General features: G+C 70.4%; 15 protein-coding genes and 1 pseudogene. 11 read left to right on the top strand and 5 right to left on the bottom strand.

The window, feature by feature from the left end; all coding sequences use genetic code 11:
• Positions 1 to 37: 37 nt before the first annotated feature.
• Positions 38 to 181: pseudogene (locus ACWD6R_RS06540) on the bottom strand (alkaline phosphatase D family protein); the annotation flags it as partial.
• 120 nt (positions 182 to 301) lie between these two features.
• Here ACWD6R_RS06540 and ACWD6R_RS06535 point away from each other — a divergent pair.
• The 5 genes from ACWD6R_RS06535 (at position 302) to ACWD6R_RS06515 (ending at position 4,476) form a co-directional block, all read left to right on the top strand.
• On the top strand, positions 302 to 1,075 hold the full coding sequence (locus tag ACWD6R_RS06535; RefSeq protein WP_451817696.1) for an SDR family oxidoreductase: 774 nt from the start codon (positions 302 to 304) through the stop codon (positions 1,073 to 1,075).
• Positions 1,076 to 1,249: 174 nt separating this feature from the next.
• Positions 1,250 to 2,128, top strand: coding sequence for a PhzF family phenazine biosynthesis protein (locus tag ACWD6R_RS06530; protein ID WP_451817695.1), 879 nt, complete (start codon positions 1,250 to 1,252; stop codon positions 2,126 to 2,128).
• Between the two features lie 277 nt (positions 2,129 to 2,405).
• Positions 2,406 to 3,062 (top strand): ScbR family autoregulator-binding transcription factor, encoded by a 657-nt coding sequence (locus ACWD6R_RS06525; RefSeq protein WP_451817694.1) that lies wholly within the window; start codon positions 2,406 to 2,408, stop codon positions 3,060 to 3,062.
• Positions 3,059 to 3,460, top strand: a complete 402-nt coding sequence (locus ACWD6R_RS06520) for a MazG-like family protein (protein WP_451817693.1) — start codon at positions 3,059 to 3,061, stop codon at positions 3,458 to 3,460. Before ACWD6R_RS06525 ends, ACWD6R_RS06520 begins: the two co-directional genes overlap by 4 nt.
• A gap of 113 nt (positions 3,461 to 3,573) precedes the next feature.
• A complete protein-coding gene (locus tag ACWD6R_RS06515) occupies positions 3,574 to 4,476 on the top strand; it encodes a glycosyltransferase family 2 protein (protein WP_451817692.1) in 903 nt (300 codons plus the stop codon).
• 86 nt (positions 4,477 to 4,562) lie between these two features.
• On the opposite strand, the gene ACWD6R_RS06510 is transcribed toward ACWD6R_RS06515, so the two are convergent.
• Positions 4,563 to 4,961 carry a hypothetical protein gene (locus ACWD6R_RS06510; RefSeq protein ID WP_451817691.1) on the bottom strand — a complete coding sequence of 133 codons (399 nt, stop codon included), beginning with the start codon at positions 4,959 to 4,961 and terminating at the stop codon, positions 4,563 to 4,565.
• Positions 4,962 to 5,108: 147 nt separating this feature from the next.
• Between ACWD6R_RS06510 and ACWD6R_RS06505 the strand changes: the two genes are divergently transcribed.
• Positions 5,109 to 5,456 carry a hypothetical protein gene (locus tag ACWD6R_RS06505; RefSeq protein ID WP_451817690.1) on the top strand — a complete coding sequence of 116 codons (348 nt, stop codon included), beginning with the start codon at positions 5,109 to 5,111 and terminating at the stop codon, positions 5,454 to 5,456.
• An 829-nt stretch (positions 5,457 to 6,285) separates the two neighbouring features.
• Here the strand turns inward: ACWD6R_RS06505 and ACWD6R_RS06500 are convergent.
• Positions 6,286 to 10,989 (bottom strand): multicopper oxidase domain-containing protein, encoded by a 4,704-nt coding sequence (locus tag ACWD6R_RS06500; protein ID WP_451817689.1) that lies wholly within the window; start codon positions 10,987 to 10,989, stop codon positions 6,286 to 6,288.
• A 452-nt stretch (positions 10,990 to 11,441) separates the two neighbouring features.
• Between ACWD6R_RS06500 and ACWD6R_RS06495 the strand changes: the two genes are divergently transcribed.
• On the top strand, positions 11,442 to 12,107 hold the full coding sequence (locus ACWD6R_RS06495) for a response regulator transcription factor (protein ID WP_451817688.1): 666 nt from the start codon (positions 11,442 to 11,444) through the stop codon (positions 12,105 to 12,107).
• Positions 12,097 to 13,191: a sensor histidine kinase gene (locus ACWD6R_RS06490; protein WP_451817687.1), complete on the top strand. Its 1,095-nt coding sequence runs from the start codon at positions 12,097 to 12,099 to the stop codon at positions 13,189 to 13,191. The genes ACWD6R_RS06495 and ACWD6R_RS06490 overlap by 11 nt, the downstream gene beginning before the upstream one ends.
• A gap of 294 nt (positions 13,192 to 13,485) precedes the next feature.
• On the opposite strand, the gene ACWD6R_RS06485 is transcribed toward ACWD6R_RS06490, so the two are convergent.
• Positions 13,486 to 14,415 carry an LLM class F420-dependent oxidoreductase gene (locus ACWD6R_RS06485; RefSeq protein WP_451817686.1) on the bottom strand — a complete coding sequence of 310 codons (930 nt, stop codon included), beginning with the start codon at positions 14,413 to 14,415 and terminating at the stop codon, positions 13,486 to 13,488.
• Positions 14,416 to 14,714: 299 nt separating this feature from the next.
• On the opposite strand from ACWD6R_RS06485, the gene ACWD6R_RS06480 reads away from it, so the two are divergent.
• From ACWD6R_RS06480 to ACWD6R_RS06470, 3 genes are read left to right on the top strand one after another with little or no spacing between them, the layout of a single operon-like run.
• A complete protein-coding gene (locus ACWD6R_RS06480) occupies positions 14,715 to 15,185 on the top strand; it encodes an archease (RefSeq protein WP_451817685.1) in 471 nt (156 codons plus the stop codon).
• A gap of 26 nt (positions 15,186 to 15,211) precedes the next feature.
• On the top strand, positions 15,212 to 16,195 hold the full coding sequence (locus tag ACWD6R_RS06475) for a CapA family protein (protein WP_451817684.1): 984 nt from the start codon (positions 15,212 to 15,214) through the stop codon (positions 16,193 to 16,195).
• A 5-nt stretch (positions 16,196 to 16,200) separates the two neighbouring features.
• A complete protein-coding gene (locus tag ACWD6R_RS06470) occupies positions 16,201 to 17,628 on the top strand; it encodes an RtcB family protein (protein WP_451817683.1) in 1,428 nt (475 codons plus the stop codon).
• Between the two features lie 355 nt (positions 17,629 to 17,983).
• Here the strand turns inward: ACWD6R_RS06470 and ACWD6R_RS06465 are convergent, their stop codons facing one another.
• Positions 17,984 to 19,459 carry an AAA family ATPase gene (locus ACWD6R_RS06465; RefSeq protein ID WP_451817682.1) on the bottom strand — a complete coding sequence of 492 codons (1,476 nt, stop codon included), beginning with the start codon at positions 19,457 to 19,459 and terminating at the stop codon, positions 17,984 to 17,986.
• Between the last annotated feature and the right edge of the window lie 311 nt (positions 19,460 to 19,770).

Here is a 19,770-nt window from a genome sequence, read left to right as displayed (position 1 = left end):
GGTGGTCGGCGCGCGCCTGCTCCTGGCCCGGCGTGATGTACGCGCGGTACGCGGCGGCGCGGCGCAGCAGGAACTCCTCCGGCGGGACGTCGCTCTCGTGGATGTCACCGGCGTAGTTGTTCTCGGTCTCGCGGTCGTCCCAGGTGACGGCGGAGAGGTGCGCGGCATGTGCGACGCGCAGACCACGTGCATCTGCCGGCGGCGCTGGAATCGCCGAGGAACGATCGGGGAATCACCCCTGGGAACCCGAACCGGCCGCCCTGCGGCGACTCTTGAGGCGAAAGGCGTACGCTGCGGCGTCATGAGCCACAAACTGTTGAACCCTGATGCGAGGACGGCCGTCGTCACGGGCGCGGGCTCCGGGATCGGCCGCGCGGTGGCTCTCGCCCTGACGGGCGCCGGCTGGTCGGTGGCGCTCGCCGGCCGCCGCCCCGAACCCCTCGCCGAGACCGTGGAACTGGCCGGGCCGGATGCCCGGGCGATCACCGTCCCCGCCGACGTCTCCCGCCCCGAGGACGTGGACGCGCTCTTCTCCTCCGTACGGGAGTGGACCGGCCGCGTCGACCTGCTGTTCAACAACGCGGGCACGTTCGGCCCGCGCTCCGTCCCGGTCGAGGAGCTCTCCTACGAGGACTGGCGCACGGTCGTCGATGTGAACCTGACAGGGGCCTTCCTGTGCGCGCAGGCGGCGTACCGGCAGATGAAGGAGCAGGACCCGCAGGGCGGCCGGATCATCAACAACGGCTCGATCTCCGCACATGCGCCGCGCCCCCACTCGGTGGCGTACACGGCGACCAAGCACGCGATGACCGGGCTGACGAAGTCGCTGTCGCTGGACGGCCGTCCGTACCGGATCGCCTGCGGCCAGATCGACATCGGGAACGCAGCCACGGAGATGACGGAGCGGATGCGGACCGGCATCCTCCAGGCCAACGGCGAACTGGCGGTGGAGCCGGTGATGGCAGCGGCGGACGTGGCCCGGACGGTGGTGCACATGGCGGAGCTGCCGCTGGAAGCGAACGTGCAGTTCGCGACGGTCCTGGCGACGACGATGCCGTACGTGGGCCGGGGCTGACGATTCCTTGCGCGCGCCGCCGATCGAGCCGAGCGGCACGCTCCTGGACTCCTGCTCCCGGACAAAAAGGGGTACCGGTTTCAAGAACTGTCACTGAGCCCGTGGGCCGGGGTCCGGGGCGCCGGCCCGCCCCGGGCGGGAATGCCCTGGACCGCGGCAGGGTTGAGCAGCGTCATGAGTGAGATTTCAGCAACCGAGGTCCTGCGCTACACCGCCTTCTCCGCCGACCCGCAGGGCGGCAATCCGGCGGGGGTCGTCCTCGACGCGTCCGGTCTCGACGACGCGGCGATGCTCGCGATCGCGGCGGAACTCGGCTACAGCGAGTCGGCCTTCCTGACCGGACCGGGCACTTCGGGTGAATCGGGCGGTCGCGGCTACACGATCCGCTACTTCAGCCCGAAGGCCGAAGTCCCGTTCTGCGGCCATGCCACCGTCGCGACAGCCATCGCCCTCGCCGAACGCAACGGCCCCGGCGACCTGGTGTTCACCACTCAGGTGGGTACGGTCCCGGTCACCGTCGCCCAGGACGGCACCGAACTCCGCGCCACCCTCACGAGCGTCGAACCGCACGTCACTGATGTCGCCCTGGAGGACCTGGCCGAGGCGCTGGCCGCCCTGGACTGGCCGGCCGGCGACCTGGACCCGGCTCTGCCACCACGGATCGCCTATGCGGGCGCCCGTCATCTGGTGCTGGCCGCCGGAAGCCGGGAGCGCCTCGCCGACCTCGACTACGACTTCGCCCGCCTCGAAGCGCTGATGCACCGGCTCGACCTGACCACGGTCCAGCTGGTGTGGCGCGAGTCGGCGACCGTCTTCCACGTCCGCGACCCGTTCCCGGTCGGCGGCGTGGTCGAGGACCCGGCGACGGGTGCGGCGGCGGCCGCCTTCGGCGCGTACCTGCGCGAGCTGGCGCTCGTTCCGGACGCCGCGGTCCTCACCCTTCACCAGGGCCAGGACATGGGCCGCCCCGGCACGCTCGCGGTCGAACTGCGCGCGGGCGACGCGCGGGTGCGGGTGAGCGGCACGGGAACGCGTATCCCCGCGGCGGAGTGAGCAGCCGGCCGAGGCCGGACTGCTGACGTCACCGAGGGGTCTGCCGGGCGTGGGCGGCGCCGAAGCCCGTGCCCGGCTCGCGGTCGACGTCTCGACAACGCGGCGAGGTGCCGTAGCTGTCGTCGTGCGCCCGTCAGAAATTACGGGACAGCCCTCAGGACACCGGGAGCCCACTCCCTGTCGCGGGTCAGGCCGTAAGATACTGGCAGTCCGGTTTCCCCTTTCAGTCAGACCCCTGTGGCGCCGACCACGCCATGACTAGAGAGACTCGTAGCTGATGGCCCAGCAGGCGCGCGCGATCCAGACTCGACGGTCGATCCTGGTGGCGGCCGCCGCCGTGTTCGACGAGCGTGGCTACAGCAGCGCCACCATCAGCGAGATCCTCGCCCGGGCGGGGGTGACCAAGGGCGCGCTGTACTTCCACTTCAACTCGAAGGAAGAGCTGGCGCTCGGCGTGATGGACGTCCAGCTGGACATTTTCCCGCTGCCGCCGCAGCCGACGAAGCTTCAGGAGCTGGTGGACCAGGGGATGATTCTCGCCCACCGGCTCCGCCACGAACCCCTGGTGAGGGCAAGTGTCGGGCTGGCGATGGACCAGGCGGTCGAGGGTCTCGACCGGGGCACACCGTTCCGGGCCTGGATCGACCGGCTCGAACATCTGTTGAGCGCTGCCAGGAGCCAGGGCGAGCTGCTGCCGCACGTGCATCCGCGTGAGACCGCCGAGCTGCTGGCGGGCGCCTTCTCCGGAATCCAGGTGATGTCCCAGGTCCTGTGCCGGCGTGAGGACTTGGGGCGCAGGATCTCCGTACTGCTGCATTACGTCCTGCCGAGTATCTCGACGCCCGCCGTGCTGGCCACGCTCGACATGTCCGAGGATCGCGGCGGGCGGCTGCTCTCGCGGCTGGAATCCGTGCCGAGCCAGGCCGGCGCTTGAACGCCGACACGACCGGCCGCCCGGACGGTACGGACACCGACGATACGGACCGGTCCCCCTGGGACACCATCGACCACCTCCGCAGCTGGCTCGACGCGCAAACCGGCATCAGCCCCGAGCAGGATCTCCTGCTGCGGATGCTGAAACTCTCGGAGGAGGTCGGCGAGGTCGCCCAGGCCGTCATCGGGACCATCGGTCACAACCCGCGCAAGGGCGTCTCCCATTCCTGGCAGGACGTGGAGGCGGAACTCTGCGACGTCATCGTGACGGCGATGGTCGCCCTCCGCACCCTCACCCCCGAGGCGCCCCAGGTCTTCGCGGGGCATCTGCGCCGGATCGCGGCACGGGTGCCCTCGCCGGAGGGGACCGGTGAGGCGGACGGCGCCCCGGGTTCCTGACGGCCGCTCCCCTACCGGGCGGCAGCATCCGCCCCGTGGCGGGGCAGTGACCGACAGCTGAACATCGAGCGACTACGATCGCGGGCACCGCAGCGAGCTCAGGAGTGCTGACCTTGTCCGAACCGCGCATCGGCGTATCCATCGTGACCATGGGCGACCGCCCGCAGCAGGTCGAGGCGCTGTTGGCCTCGGTGGCCATGCAGGACGTGCTGCCGGCCCGTCTCGTCGTCGTGGGCAACGGCTCGCCGCTCCCGGACTTCACCGGCTTCCCCGGTCTGTCGGGCCTCGCCGGCGGCGTGACCACGATCGAGCTGGACGAGAACCTCGGCTGCCCCGGCGGCCGTAACGTCGCCATCGCGGCACTGGCGGAACTCGGGGACGTGGATGTCGTCGTCGAGCTGGACGACGACGGTCTGCTCGTCGACACCGGTGTGCTGCGCAAGGTCCAGGAGCTGTACGCCGCCGACCCGCAGCTCGGCATCGTCGGGTTCCGTATCGCCGACGAACTCGGCGATACGCAGCGCCGCCACGTCCCCCGCCTGCGCGCCACCGACCCGATGCGGCGCGGCCCCGTCACGGCGTTCCTCGGCGGTGGCCACGCCCTCTCCATGAAGATGCTCGCGGAAACGGGCCCCTGGCCGGCGGAGTTCTTCTTCACGCACGAGGAGACGGACCTCTCCTGGCGGGCGCTCGACGCAGGCTGGAAGATCCTGTACGAGCCCGATCTGCTGCTCCAGCACCCCAAGACGTCCCCGGCCCGGCACTCGGTCTACTACCGGATGACCGCCCGCAACCGCGTCTGGCTGGCCCGCCGCAATCTTCCGCTCCCTCTGGTCCCCGCCTATCTGGGCACCTGGACCCTCCTCACCGTGGCCCGCACCCGCTCGGCCACGGGACTGCGCGCCTGGGCCGGTGGCTTCGCCGAGGGGGTCCGCACCCCGTGCGGGCATCGGCAGCCGATGCGGTGGCGCACGGTGTGGCGGATGACGATGCTGGGGCGGCCACCGGTCATCTGACCTGGATGTACCGGCGGGCGCCCCGTCCTCGGCGCCCGCCACGCCGGTATCGGACTCGCGACCGCCGGGAGCTCTGTTGCGGTTCCCTACCAGGAGGGCGTGGGGCTGGTGGTGACCTGCCATTGATCGAGGATGCCGTCCCAGTCATGCATCGGTGCGGAGTTCATGGTGGTGTGAGAAGCCTGCTGGCTCCACGTCGCCTGCTGGTCCCACGTCGCCTCCTGGTGCGACGGGCGATGCTGGGTGGGGTAGTACCACTGCCGGGGCTGGGTCACGATGGGTGCCTCGGCGCCGTCGACGCGGCGGTGACGGCCGGAACGGTCCAGAGTCTGCGGGGCATGGGTGAGGCGGCCCTGCGCCTCCAGGTACCGGGTGCGGGCGACGAGGCGGGGGAGATCGAGACCGAGCTCGCCTGCCAGTACGGAGAGGTCGGCCCCGGTGCTCCACGCACCGACCAGAACCGCGTCCACGGCCGACGACGACACCGTTCCCTGAACCGCCTCGTCGGCAGCGTCCGGGGTGCCCGCGGCCTGAGGGGGGCATGGAGGTGGGGCCGGAGCCTCATGGGACACCGGCCTTTCCTCCGATTCCGGGTACGGCGGGCACCTGTCCGCGTCCTCGGGAGGCAGCTCGTGCGCATCGGCGGCGTGGTGGTCCAGGAGCGCCTTGGCGATGGCCCGGGCATCGTCCTTTCCCACGGTGCGGCGAGCCATGCGCACTTCGCGTTCATGGAGCCCAAGGAGATCCGCGACGGACCCGTCGCTCCCCAGCGTCACCGCGAACGCAGCCAGCGTCCGCATTCGGTTCGCCTGTTGCTCGTCGAGGGTGCTCTGCGCATCGCGCACGTCCTCGTCATTCCTGAAATACGCACGCGCCAGTACGGCATGACGCTCCCACAGCTCCCTCGGTTCCATGTCGGGACCAACGTCCCGCCACAGGATTTGAAGCGATTTTCGACCGAAAGGCACCAAGAAAGGTGAAACTCCATCTAATCTTGCCGTGTCGGACGGTAGTTACCCAAATGGCGGCTGATCGTTACCACCGTCATGAACGCACCCACATCCGCTACCGCCATCGGCAGAGGCTCGGCGGCAGCCATTCCGTACCCCTCGCAGGCCCCACGCCCCTCTCATGCCCGGCCGCGTCCGAGGCCCCAGCTGGATGTGGCTCACGGAGCGCGCGCATCGCGCGAGCAGCTTTCCGGCGCGTTCATGCCGGGCCAGTCTTATGCAGACACGGCAAGTGACACACCGCTGTACGCCGAACTGGTGGCAAGTTGGTCAGCATGCGCCGCCACGGTACCCGGCATCCCCGACTCCGAATGGCAGCGCCTGACCTCCTATCAATCCTTCCTCTGTGAAGTCGAGTCGGTCCTCAGAGACCTCCGCCCCCACCGCGCCCCCGACACGCTGTGCAGCCCTGCCGGTCCATCGGCCTACCCCATGGCCCTGAAGCAGACCCATGACGTCGCCGACGGTCGCCCGCATACGAACTGAAGGCTGTCCGGCGCGCATTGCGCAGCCGCTCCCGTCGCCGCGGCACAGGGTCGGCAACGGGAGCGGTGGAATCGGTGGGTAAGGATGACGGACAGGTCAGGGAGCGGTGCCCCAGGCGAGGGTGGAGCCCAGTCCGGAGGGGAGCACACCACCGGCGCCGGATGGGGGGTGGGTGGCGCCGGTGGTGTGGCTCGGGGGGCCGGACGGAGCGGCCCGGCTCCGGTCCCCGCGGAGAGACAGGAGGGTGGGCCGGGGCCCGCCCTCCTGCCGTACGTGGTCACTCAGCCGCGATCGGGGCCCCGCCTTCCCGACATCACGGTGCTGGGGTCACCTGGAGCGGGTCCGACACCGACTTCACCGTCATGCTCGGGAACTCGCCGCCGTATCCGACCGTGTTGAGTGCGACGACCCGGTAGAGGTACGGCGTGGTCACCGATGCCGTCGGGTCGACGAAGGCGCGGGTCCCGTGGGTGTTCGGCTGGTCCAGCGGCGAGTCGACTGTGCCGACGTCGACCCACGTGGTGCCGCCGTCACTCGTCCGCTGGACGACGAAGGAGGTCTCGTTGATCGCGTTGTCCTGCCACTCCAGCCGGATCCGGGCGCTCTCGCCCGTGCCCACGACGGTTGACGAGAGCCCGCTCGCCTTCAACGGCGGCAGCGCCAGCGACTCGGGACGCATCATGTCCATCTCCTCGTGGCTGAGGATGTGACAGTGGATGACGTACTCCCAGCCGAAGTTCACCAGCTTGTTGGTGATGGCTGCCGTCGGATTGCCCTGCGGATCGATGTTGTTGAACATCGACGTGTCACCGAGTGGCATCGTCGGGTCCAGCAGCCGGACGGAGTTCGGCACCTCGAACGGCACCGTCGGCACGACCGGCCGCAGCGCGACGATCGTGTCCTCCAGCGGGCTCATCCGCACCGTGTCCTTCCACCCCAGCTCGTTGGCGTCCGGCCGGATGATGATGTTGTCCCAGGTCACCCGGTTGAGGACCTGGACGTCGTACAGGTGGAAGTGCATCGGGTGCGTGTCCACCCCGTTGTGGGTGAACCGCCAGATCTGCGTCCCGTCCTTGTTGGTACTGATAGGCGTCATCTTCATGTCTGCCCTGGGCAGGTCGGTGCCGTCGATCAGCTCGGTCTGCGGGTTGATGTACGGGTACAAAGTCACGTTCTGCGCCCCCGGCGTCGGTGGCTGCGCCTCGACGCCGAGGTTGGTTTGCATCCGACCGAAGTCGTCGAACGTCGTCGCGTTCATCTCGTCGTGGATGGCCTTCGGCTGCAGCGGCATCGTCATCTTGGTGTTCGGTGCCTTGAGCGTGTTGAAGCCGAACGCCGACGTGTCGTTCACGCGGACCAAGCCGTCACAGGTCTTGACGGACGTGTTCTTGACGTTGCAGTTGCTGCTGGCGGCAAAGCTCGTGCCGTACGCCGAGTTGTAGGCCGCCTGCCCGACGATCACCGGGTTCTGCCCGGACTCGAAGACGCCCGAGCCGTCTGCATGGTGCTTGAAGGCGGCCTGCAGCTTTGCCAGGTTGAACGCCGGAGCCGGCGTCGTGTCCGCGATGGTCACCTGCATCACGGTGCGGGTGTTGGGCCCGTACCCCGGCAGGATCTTCGGTGCGCCGCCGGCCGAGCTGAGGTCGGGTGCATCCGTGTAGTAGTCGTACGACGAGACACGTGCCGGGTAGGCCGCGGGTGCGTCGTTGTACAGGATGAGCGTCTTGCCGGCGAACTTCGAGAAGTCCACCAGCACGTCGGCCCGCTCGGCCGGCGCGACGGTCAACGAGTGCTTGTCCACGTTGCCGACGTCGAAGCGCGTCGGGTCGGTGATCCAGGTCGTCGGCTGCTGACCGTCGATGACAGCCGGCGTCGGCAGGAAACCACCCTCGTTGGCGATCTGGATCCAGTCCGGCCCGGCGGCGTCGTTGTTCGCGTCCGCCGGGGTGGGCGACACGTTCGGGTCGGTCTGCGCGGCCGCCAGCTCGTTCTGGTTCAGCGCCACCTCGGTCGTGCCGTCGCCCTGCGTCGGGTCGGCCTTGTACCACTGGAAATTGAAGAACCGGTCGTTCGCGGCGTTGACCAGCCGCATGCGGTAGGTCTTCGGCTGAAGCGTCACCTTCGGGTAGGCGACCCCGTTGACGATGGGTGTGTCGTTGAACTGTTCCATGCCCATCGAGATGTTCGGCGTGCCGGGGATCTGCTCCGGCTCGCAGAACGGGGCGGTCTGGTACTGCCAGGTCGACTCGTCGTCCAGCTTGCACTTCGGGTCGTAGTACGGGTTGGCGATCGGCCCGTACTTGGTGTCGTGGGCCGGCGGCCAGAACCACGGCCCGTACATCCAGCGCCCGTACGCGCTCATGCCCGACGGGTCGCCCGGGTTCTGCGCAGGCATGTAGACGTGGTGGTACCAGAAGCTGCCCTTGGTGCCCCAGCGCTTCGTGTTCCAGGTGGGGTCCTGACCGTAGGAGACGATTTTGCCGTTGGCGTCCTTCTGGTCCTTGAGCTGCGAGTCGTCCGGCACGAACGTGCGGTCCTGGACGAGCAGCGGGATGGTGTCACCCGCGTCGGGGATCGTGCCGCTGTTGACCAGCGCCTTCTCCGTGTCGTCGGTGATGGTGTAGCCCGCAGCCTCGCCGGCGTACACGTTCAGCCGGGTGATGCCGTAGGAATGGTCGTGGTAGAACATCAGCCGGGCGCTCTGCTGGTTGGTGTAGTAGAACGTCGAGCAGCCGTCGTCCTTCGCGGCACAGAGCGTTGCCCCGGTGTCATCCACCATGTCCGGCACGTTCTGCACGCTGACACCCTGCGGCCAGTCCGTGGTCTCGCCGGCCGGGGTGATCCACTGGTGCGGGGTGCCGTCGCTGATCCACGGCGTGATGCCGCCGTGCAGGTGCAACGTGGCCCGGTTGTCCGTGAAGCAGTCGGCCTTGTCGTTCGTGCACATGGGATTGCGCACCTCGTCCGTGACGGTGCCGTCGTTCTTCGGTGCGGGCATCGCCATCGGGCCCATGCCGGCGCCCATGCCGGTGCTGTCGACCGGCAGGAACAGGTCACCGTCGGCGCCCTTCGGGAGCAGGTTCCGGAACACGATCCGCACCGGCCGGTCCTTGGTCGCGGCGATGAGGGGGCCCATCCACTGCGGTGACGTCACACCCGTGTACGGCAGCGGTTGCCTGGTGCCGTCCATCAGTTCGTTGTAGAGCGGGACCTTCCGCCCGGGCACCGCGTCCGTCGACAGCTGGACGTAGCCCCGCACCAGGGTCGGCGGCAGGTCCGAGGAGAACCGGGTGAGGTACTGCACAAGACCGATGACGTACTCGTCGGCCGGCTTGCCGTTGGTGGTGACAGGCTCCGGCACACCCACGGGGATGAACTTCTCCGACGGCTTCGTCGACGGTTCATGCAACTGTGCGACGTCAGGACAACCCGTGCCGTCCGCCCCGGGGTCGCAGGTGATCGGCAGCTTGTCCTGGAACTTCTTCATCCCGAGCGAGAGGTAGCCGGCCCCCGGGTCGGTGACCTTGATTCCACTGATCGCGCCGGTGTCCGTTACGGCCTTTGCCGCTGCCCCGGTGCCTCCCTTGCCCGTCGGGTCGGTGATGGTGACATCGGGCGTTCCGGTGTAGCCGGAGCCGATCACGTCCACCGTGAGCGCCACCAGTTTCAGGCTGCTGGAAACCTTCGCCGGCGTCGCGCCGCCGATCGGGTCGGCCAACGTCCCGTTGCGGATCACGACGCCGGGTGCGCTGCTGTAGCCGCTGCCGGGGTCGTCGACGGTCACCTTCGTGACGCTGCCGTCGGCAGCGAGATCGCCCGGGTCGACGTGCCCCTTGGCCGCTGTGCCGTTCGGGTCGTCGGGAAGGTCGAAGTCCACCGTCGGCATGGTGTAGCCCGACCCGCCGTCTGTGATCGCCACGGCGTCCACCCCGCCGAAGGCCGTTGCGGCAGCACCGCTGCCGCCGCCGCCGGTGATGCCGACCGTGAAGCCGCCGTAGCCGCCGCCGCCCGCGCCGACCGTGAGGCCGACCACGGCACCGGTCGACTTGACGGTGGCCTTCGCGGTCGCTGCCGTGGTGCCACCGTCGATGGTGACCGACGTCGCGCCGGCGACGTAGTCGTGCCCTGGGGCGGTCACGTCGATGCCGGCGATGCCGCCGGTCTGCGGGTCCACCGTGGCCGTTGCCTTGGCGCCGGTCCCGGTGCTCGCCGGGGCCACCTGCGCCCCGAAGGAGTACTGCCGGTCCTGGGTCGGGTGGAGCGGGTAGTCGGCCGAACCCACCGTCACCGTGCCACCCTCGGTCGGAGGCACGTTGGTCGGCGGAGATGTGGTGCTGTCGACGCCGGCCGGGTACATGAAGGTGTCGGTGTGGGAGCCGAGACCGGTGTCGACCGGGATGCCCTCACCGTAGAAACCGATGACGTCGCCGGCCTGCACGACGACGTCGGGGACGTCGTACGTCGTGACCTCTCCGGCTGCCGCGGTCGGCTTGGGCACCGTCTTCAGCCCGCTGTCGGCCACGACGGTGTACTTGTCCGGTGCGTCCGTCGGCCGCAGGACGTAGGCGTGGAAGAGGCCACCCTCGGATGCCGAGGGGCTCCCCCCTGGCTTGACCTGGTTCCAGGTCTGGAAGCTCTTGAGGGTGCCGTCGGGCAGTGGAGCGCCGCCCAGGACGACGAGCACCGGCCCGAGCTTGCCTTGCGGTGTCGCGTAGTCGGTCGCGTATGCCCTCTCGACCAACGGGTTTCCCACCGACATCGCGGTGGACTTTATGGTCACCCTGGCCTTCGACAGGGTCAGCGGACTGTTGGCCCAGTTCGCCCACGGGCCGAAGTAGTGCGGGACCTTCGTCTCGTCCGTCGGGCTGCTCGGCCCGCTGGTGGCAGCCGCCTGCGCCTGCTCGACCGGCGACGGCGGCAGACCCATCAAGATCGTCACCATCGCCCCGGCGCCGATCAGCGCGACGGTGCGTCGTCTCCGCTTCCCCAGCGGTCTCGTTGCCTGTTTGCTGAACACGCCTTCCCTCTCCCCTTGGCGACCCGCCGCCACTTGGCGACCCGCCGCCACTTGAGCGCTCGGGTCCGGCCCCCTGGCCCCCGGGAGGCGGCGAGAACGAGGGCACGAGCCCTTGCCACCAGCCGGTGGCGCGCGCCGCAAGTCTGCGGCCGACCGCCGAGCGAAGGGCCAAAGATGACGCGCCTCTCATCCAGATGTCATGACGGGGCGTCGCGAGGCCGGACCGCGCGGGACGCCGGCGCGCCGGACGCGTCGTTGCCCGGCGTACAGGACCACTCGTGCAACGTCATCGTGGTCGCCTTCAGCGGGCGCCGAACCGGGGTGATCCCGACATCTTTCCAAGAACGCCTGTGGAACGCCGGGTGCGGCCCTTATAAGATCCGAGGACAGCCGCAGATGACAGCCCAGGGGGCGCTGTCGATTGCGCGGCGGGGGAGGAGGCGGTAGCCACCATGGCTCGGCTGTTGGTCGTCGAGGACGAGGCGCGGCTACGTGCCTACCTCAAGCGCACGCTGGAAGCGGAGGGTCACGTCGTCGACAGCGCGGGGTCCGGTCCGGACGCCGTACGCCGCCTGCGAGAGGGCGAGTTCGACCTGGTCGTGCTCGATCTCATGCTGCCGGGGTTCGACGGTTTCGAGGTGATGCAGCGCGCCTTCGAACGACGACCCGACCAGCGGGTTCTCGTCCTGTCCGCCGTGATGGACATCGCCACCCGGGTCCGTTGCCTGCAGATCGGGGCCGTCGACTTCCTCGGCAAGCCCTTCGCGACCGCGGAGCTCGTGGAGCGTATCCGCACCAGGCTCCGTGCGTCCTCCACCAGCGTTTCCCAGCGGTGGCTTCACGTCGGGGAGGTCACCCTCGATCTCGAGCGGCAGGCGCTCAGCCTCGACGGGAGAGAGGTGCCCCTGTCGCACCGTGAGTTCATGCTGCTCGGCCACCTCATGCGGCGAGCGGGGGAGGTGTGCAGCCGGCGTGAGCTCCTCGCGAGCGTCTGGGGCTACGCCGACGACCTTGGGAGCAACGTGGTCGACGCGACGGTCCGCCGGATCCGAAGCAAGGTGCCCCGGCCGGTCATCGAGACGGTGCGCAATGTCGGGTACGCGTTCAGTGCCGGCTGAGCGCCGACGTCTCGTCTTCGTCGGCTGGGTGCTGTTCGCCGCGTGCAGCCAGCTGCTGCTGCTCATCGCACCCGCCCTCGAGACCGTGGTGTTCCACCTGGTGTGGATCAGCATGTCCATCGTCTACGGCTTCCAGAGCTGGTCTGCCCGTCGCACGTTCGTCGTGCTGACCGTGGTCACCCTGGTCACGGGGACGGCGCTGAGCCGGTTCATAGCGAAGGGCTACGCCGAGTGGGACGAACTCGCCGAGGTCCCGCTGATGGCGCTGGTGTTCCTCGCCATGGTCTGGCACGTACACCGGCGGGCCGCTGCCCTCGCGGAGACTCAGAGCCTTGTCGAGCGCGAGCGTCGCGCGCAGGAGGTCAAGGAGTTGTTCGTCCGCAACTGCTCGCACGAGATGCGTACGCCGATCACGGTGGCCCGCTGCTACGCGGAGATGGTCCGGAACGAGCTGCCGACCCCGGAGAGCAAGGACGACCTCGACGTCGTGGTGGACGAGCTGGACAAGCTCGGCGGCCTCGCCGGGCGTCTCCTCGTCCTGGCCGACGCCTACGAGTCCACCACGTTCGAGTGGGGCCCCGTCGACCTCGGCTCTCTCCTGCAGCGGACGGTCCAGCGGTGGCGGCCGGCCTCGGACCGTGACTGGCTCCTGGACGCGCCCTCCGTCCTGGTCGAGGGTGACGAGTCCCGGCTCGAGGCTGCCCTCGACGCCCTGGTGGAGAACGCCGTGAAGTTCACCGTGGACGGGGACACCATCGCGCTGCGCTGTCGCGCGACCCGCAACGGTGCCGTGGTCGACGTGGAGGACACGGGCATCGGCTTCGCCCGGTCGCAAGCCGACGACGGGAGCGGCCAATCTCGGTCGTCGGGTCGCCCCGGCACCGGGCTCGGCCTGGCGATCGCGCGCGCCATCGTCGAGGGCCATGGCGGTGGCCTCACTGTGGTGTCCGAGCCGCCGAGCGGCTCGTTGCTCCGGATGGCGCTGCCGCTGCACCCGCCGGCGGCCGAGCCGAGGTCGGCACCGGCCGGTCCGTCAGGGCAGCCACGCCAGCGAGCGGCTCAGATCCTGTCGGGTGACCTCTGATCGAGGAGTCCGCCTGAACTCGGCTTGTCGAGCCAGGCCGAGACCGTTCCTCACCAGTGTGCATGAGTGAGCCGATGGAGCAGTCCGCGGCAGCGACAACATCGGGATCATCGGTCCGCCAGTGCCCCCATGGTCCGCGGCCGACAGGGCGTAGGTGACCAGCACCCGATCGTGAACACCGGCTCATGGTTCGGTCAGGCACCGTCGCAATCCGAGGGGCGGATGCGGTGGTGTGCTGTCGGCCGCCGCGATCCGTCCCGCCGGACGGCGGACCGGTGCTCCTCGGTGCGACCGTCAGACGCCCGCCGCTCGGGCCGCCCGATACACCTCGGCTGCCACGTCGGCCAGTTCGGCGGCGTCTCGCGTCGTTCCCTGGAGGTCCAGCAGGATCTCCGTCACGCCCACTGCCGCATGGGCCACCAGGTCCTCCACGATCTGGGCCACGCTGCCGTGGAAGGGCTGCCGGTCCGCGCCCTCGAACGGCTTGGCGCTGTATTTCGCATTGGCACGGGCACACACCTCGATCGGCCTCTGCCTGCCACGCTCGGCCGCCAGGTCCTGTACCCGCCGCCACTGTTCGGCCAGTTCCGTGGCACCCATGGCCACAGGCATCCAGCCGTCCGCCCGGTCCACCAGCCGGCGGGTGGCGCGTGGGCTGTTGGCCGGCAGATAGACCGGGATGGGGCGAACGGGCTTGGGGCCGACCTCGGCCGGTGCGATGGTGGTCAGCTCGCCCCGGTACGAGACCGGGTCCGGGCCCCAGACGGCCGCGCAGACGTCCAGCAGTTCGTCCAGGACCGCGCCGCGCTTCTCGAAGGGGGCGACCGAGGCGGCCGCGTACTCGTCGAGTGACCAGCCGGTTCCGAGGCCCGCGATCACCCGGCCGCCGCTCGCGACGTCGAGCGAGGCGAGCGATCGGGCCAGCTGGAACGGTACGTGGAGCGGGGCGACCAGGATGCTGGTGCCGAGCCGGGCCCGGTCGGTGGCCGCGGCGGCAAGTGTGAGGGTGACCAGCGGGTCGGCGACGCTGCGGTACTGGTCGGGCCACGGCAGCCCCGGTACGCCGTACAGCCCCTGGGTGGCCGGCTCCGGAAAGAGCACGCGCTCGAAGACCCACAGGCTCTCGTACCCGGCGTCCTCCGCCGCGCGTGCCACCGTGGCCACGTCGCGACCGATGTCGTACTGCTTCATCTGCGGAAGACCGAGACCGAGCGAGACCGGCATGCGTGCACTCCTTCACGAGGACGGCGAGACAACTACCGTATGTCATCTGTCGATTGCCTGCGGTCAACGAGGTGGGTAAGGGCGGGTGAATGTGCGCGCCGACGGGTGGTCGACGGGTGGCTTCCAGGGCGTGATGGCCGAGACCCGGGACACCCTTGCCGGCTGCCCCGTGGCCGGTGACCGCGTGCGTCGCCTCGTGCAGGTTGCCCCGACGCGGTGTACGGGACGACTCTGGAGGAGGCATCGCCTGCGGCTCGGAGAACTCGGCATCAGGCTGTGCATCCGGAGACGACGGAGAGGTGCCGGCCGTGGACGGTCGGGAACCTGTGGGAAAGCAGCCCGGCGCGCGTGGCCACCGGGCTGTGCCACACACCGCGGACATGCGGGTGGAGGCGTGGTCGCCGACGGCCGAGGACTGCATCGGCGAGGCGGTGCGCGCGGTGGTGGAGGGCTTCGCCGACACGTCGGGGGCCGCAGTCGCCGGGGAACGCGAATGCGTGGTCACGGCGGAGTCCGACGAGGATCTGCTGGTGTCCGTCCTGGAGGAGGTCGTCTACCGGATGGATACCGACGGTGAGATCCCGCTCGATGTGGAGGTGGGGCCGATCCGGTCGGCGGGGGGCAGCCGGGAGCTGTCGGTCCGCTTCCGGATGGCAGACGTCGGCACCGCCGTACCGGTCGGTGCGGTACCCAAGGCCGTTTCGCTGCACGACCTGCAGCTGCGCGGCGGCCCCGGCGGCTGGACCTGCCGGGTGACCCTCGACGTCTGAGGACGGGGCGGGAAAGGGACGGAATCATGGCGCTCACGATGGCACTGGCCGGCGACACCATGCTCGGGCGCGGCGTCGCCGAGGGGCTGCGCCGCTCGCCGGTGCCGCAGACGCTGGTCTCCGCAGGGGTCAGGGAGGCGATCGCGGAAGCGGACCTGTTCGTGCTCAACCTGGAGTGCTGTGTCTCCGACCGCGGGCACCGCTGGCCCGACCCGCGAAAGGCCTTCTTCTTCCGCGCTCCCTCCGCCGCCGCGAAGGTGCTGGCCGAACTGGGGGTGAACTGTGTGACGCTCGCCAACAACCATGCTCTGGACTACGGGTTCGACGCCATGGCCGACACCCGCACCCTGCTGGCCGGGGCGGGCGTCCACGCGGTCGGTGCCGGGGCGAACGCAGGCGCGGCCCGGGAGTTCGCGGTGCTGGAGGCGGGCGGAGTGCGGCTGGCGGTGGTGGGCGTCACGGACCACCCGGAGGAGTACGCGGCCGGGGAGGACAGTCCCGGTGTCGCCTGGGCCGATCTCCATGCGGGCGTGCCCGGCTGGCTGACGGAGTCGGTGGCCCGGGCCGCTGCGGCGGCGGATGTCGTGCTGGTGACTCCGCACTGGGGTCCCAACATGACCTCCCGGCCGCCGCGCCGCGTGTCGGCCGCGGCCCCGGAGCTGCTGGCGGCGGGAGCGACGCTGGTCGCCGGGCACTCCGCCCATGTCTTCCACGGGATCGCCGACCGGATCCTCTACGACCTGGGTGACTTCGTCGACGACTACGCCGTCGACCCGGTCCTGCGCAACGACCTCGGGCTCCTCTTCCTGGTGACCCTGGACGGCCCGGATGCCGCACACCTGGTTCCCGCGCAGGTGGAGGCGGTGCCGCTGGCCCTGGACTACTGCCACACCCGCTTGGCGCTCGGCGAGGACCGGGAGTGGATCCGCGAGCGGTTCACCACCGCCTGCGCCGAGTTCGGCACCACCGTCGCCGATCGGACCGGCCGGCTGACGGTCGACTGGAGGTGAGGGACGTGGAGATCACACTGGTGGAGAAGAACCAGTACCGCTTCCGGATCGAACAGCGCGAGCCGATGCGCGTACCCGGGGTGGTGTTCGCCTCGCGGGCGCTGCTGCCGCAGGCGGCGGGGGACAAGGCGCTGGAGCAGGTGGCGAACGTGGCGACGCTGCCCGGCATCGTCCGCGCCTCCTTCGCCATGCCCGACATCCACTGGGGCTACGGCTTCCCGATCGGCGGGGTTGCCGCCACCGACATCTCCCACGGCGGGGTCATCTCGCCCGGCGGCGTCGGGTTCGACATCTCCTGCGGCGTACGGCTGCTGGCCGCCGGCATCGACCGCGAGGCGCTCGGCCACGACCGGATGCGGCGGCTGATGGACATCCTCGACAGCACCATCCCCCGCGGCATGGGGCGCGGCGGCCTGTGGAAACTGTCGGGAGCCGGGGAGATGGACGAGCTGCTGGTCGGCGGCGCTCGCTACGCGGTCGAGCGCGGCCACGGTGTGCCACGCGACCTCGCGCGCTGCGAGGACTACGGCGTCCTGGACGGCGCGGCCCCGGGGCAGGTGAGCAAGCGCGCCGTCGAGCGCGGCCTGCACCAGGTGGGAAGCCTCGGCTCGGGCAACCACTTCCTGGAGGTCCAAGCGGTCGACCAGGTCTACGACCGGGCCACCGCAGCGGCCTTCGGGCTGCGGGTGGGCCAGGTGTGCGTCATGATCCACTGCGGCTCGCGCGGCCTGGGACACCAGGTGTGCACCGACCACGTTCGCGTGATGGACCAGGAACTGCACCGGTACCGCATCCAGGTCCCGGATCGGCAGCTGGCCTGCACGCCGGTCGACTCGCCGCGGGGCCGCGCCTACCTGGGGGCGATGGCGGCGGCCGCCAACTACGGCCGGGCCAACCGCCAGCTGCTGTCCGAAGCCACCCGCCATGCCTTCGCGACGGCTGCGGACGTCGGTCTGGAGCTGGTCTACGACATCTCGCACAACACCGCCAAGCTCGAAACCCACGAAGTGGACGGTGTGGCACGTCCACTGTGCGTCCACCGCAAGGGCGCCACGCGGGCGCTGCCGCCCGGCGACCCGAGCCTGCCCGAGGACCTCGTCCGGGCGGGCCAGCCGGCACTGGTCCCCGGGACGATGGGCACCGCCTCGTACGTGATGGTCGGCCTGCCCGGCAACGACGCCTTCCATTCCGCCTGCCACGGCGCCGGCCGGGTCTGGAGCCGCCACCACGCGCTGCGCATGGTCCGCGGGGAGCAGCTTCGCGGCGAGCTGCAGGCCCGGGGCATCGCCGTGCGCCCCTCCTCGTGGCGTGGTCTCGCCGAGGAGGCGCCGGAGGCGTACAAGGACGTCGACGCGGTCGCCGCCGTCACCGAGGGCGCGGGACTCGCCCGGCTGATCGCCCGCCTGGTGCCGCTGGGCGTCGTCAAGGGATGAGCCGGCACGGAGCGGGAGGGATGGGCGCGGCTTCCCCGGAGGCCCTGGTCCGTGGGGGTCCGCGACAAGCGGCGGCTCGGCGTGGACCGCGCGATCCCGCACGCCTGGTTCGTCGCCGCACCGGGAACCCAGCCGCACGACTGCGAGCAGTGCCGCGGGGTCCGGCCGGCCACCGCGGGCGCGCCAGGGCAACGTCGCCATGCAGCAGACCGCCGTCTGCTCCGCCCGCGGAAGAGGGACAGTCATCGACTGCTGCGGGGCGGCGAGCCCGTGAACGGCGCCTTCGCTCGTGCCGACCGACCGCCGCCGGTGGCGACATCCCGTCAGAGCACGGCGGAAAGCTGGACGCTGCCTCTCACTCTCCGTGGTAGAGCCGGTCGGGATCCACCAGGACCACCTCGCCGCGCGCCTCGGCCTCGCGCAGGTGCGGGCTGAACCCGGCCGCGCTGTAGCAGGCCGGCCGAGCCCGGCTCACGTCCTCGCCGCGGTCGGCGAGTTCGGCCAGGATCTGGAGCTGCTCGTGCAGGTGGTGCATGTCCATTGCCTCGTCCCAGCACGCCCTGCCGACCGAGAGCAGGACCCCGGCACGGCCGTGGACCTCGCCGCGGACCACCACATCGACGTCGACCGGCCGGTGCCCCTTGGCCCCTGGAAGCGACCCGGCGGAGGCGGTGACGGGTCGGGGGCCGAAGGTTTCCCGGGACGCGAACCCGGTCACCCAGTCCCGGCACACCTGGGCGAAATGCGGCCGGACCACCGCGGATTCGAAGACGGACCGCGCCGACTTCCAGACCTCTGCGGGGCCCTGCTGCCCCAGCGCGATGCGGTTGGGGCGTATGACGGCGTGGTCGAAGGCGAGCAGTGGCTCGGTGATGCGGTAGCGGGTCACGCCCGGCCGGAAGGCATCGGACGCGCCCTCGACGAGGCCGCAGTCACGCAGCACGGAGAGGATGTGGGGCACCTCGGTGGCCGGGCGGTCCAGCCAGTCGGCAATCGCGCCGGGCGTCGAGCAGCCCTCGGCGATGGCGGCCAGGGTGGAGTGGCACAGGCCGCGGTCCCAGCCGTCGGGCTCCTGCTCGATGATGTGTCCGGCCTTCCACAACAGCGGAAGACGGGGGTTGAGGACGGTCCGGCACACCCAGGCGTCGAAATCGTCGGGGCCGGCCGGGATGTCCTCGCCGGCCGGGTCGTACCGGAAGGCGGTGCTTGCGCCGACGACGGCGTGGACCTGGAGGGCGAGGCGCGGATCGTCGATGCTCCAGAGCCGCGCACCCTGCCGGAAGTCCAGGGGCAGGAACTTCAGCTGAAGGTCTGCCGAGGTCGAGGCAGTGCCGAGCAGTCGGCGCATCATCGGCATGGCGCTGCCGCACAGCAGCAGCCTGACCCGGTTGGGCCGGCCCGCCTCGCGCAGCCGGCGGCAGACACTGCTCACGGCGGAGGGCAGTGCGGGGCTCTGCCGGACGAGCTCGGGGAAGCCGTCGATGACGACGGGCAGCGGATGTTCGCTCGCGAGAGTCGCGAAGGCGTCGAGCGCGTCCGCCCAGCAGCTCCAGCGGGTCGGGCGGGTGGCACCGGTGTGACGGGCGAGCTGGTCGCCGAGCCGCCGGAGGGACTCCGCCTCCGCCACGTCCTGGGCTCCGAAGTAGAAGCCACCGGTCGCCGAGGTCAGTTGCTGGAGCAGGAAGCTCTTGCCCTGCCGACGGGGCCCGGTGACGATGGCGACCGCGGGCCCGGGCCGGGGATCGCGGGCGAAGGCGACGAGCGCGTCCCATTCGGCCTCACGGTCGAAGAGCTCCTTCGGCCGGGCAGCAGTGGCGGTGGCGGATTGCACGGGTGGGTTGTCCCATCGTTTCGGCGGCAGCCTTCAGACCCAGTAGACCTCCGGGGTGGCCGCCGCGCCTCTCAACGAACGGGACCGGGCAGCGTATGTCAGGGGCGGGATGCGGTGTGCGGGCCGTTGATGCCGCGCACCACGGTGGTCCGGTGTCGACGTGGGTGTCCGAAGGCGCAGTGAAGGGGTCGGGCGGACAGCGACGACGCCGCCCGCCGGGCGGCACAGGCCCTCGACGCGTGGACGGTCCGGGACCGACGCGAACGGGATATCGACGACCTGCCCCGTCCGACGGCCGGCACCCCACCGAG

Source organism: Streptomyces sp. NPDC005151, assembly GCF_053599875.1.
This window is presented reverse-complemented; position numbering and strand designations above follow the sequence as displayed.

Bases quoted from the DNA above. Each gene is read 5' to 3' on its own strand.
- ACWD6R_RS06535 (WP_451817696.1), top strand. From the start codon at position 302: ATGAGCCACAAACTGTTGAACCCTGATGCGAGGACGGCCGTCGTCACG.
- ACWD6R_RS06530 (WP_451817695.1), top strand. From the start codon at position 1,250: ATGAGTGAGATTTCAGCAACCGAGGTCCTGCGCTACACCGCCTTCTCC.
- ACWD6R_RS06525 (WP_451817694.1), top strand. From the start codon at position 2,406: ATGGCCCAGCAGGCGCGCGCGATCCAGACTCGACGGTCGATCCTGGTG.
- ACWD6R_RS06495 (WP_451817688.1), top strand. From the start codon at position 11,442: ATGGCTCGGCTGTTGGTCGTCGAGGACGAGGCGCGGCTACGTGCCTAC.
- ACWD6R_RS06485 (WP_451817686.1), bottom strand. From the start codon at position 14,415: ATGCCGGTCTCGCTCGGTCTCGGTCTTCCGCAGATGAAGCAGTACGAC.
- ACWD6R_RS06475 (WP_451817684.1), top strand. From the start codon at position 15,212: ATGGCGCTCACGATGGCACTGGCCGGCGACACCATGCTCGGGCGCGGC.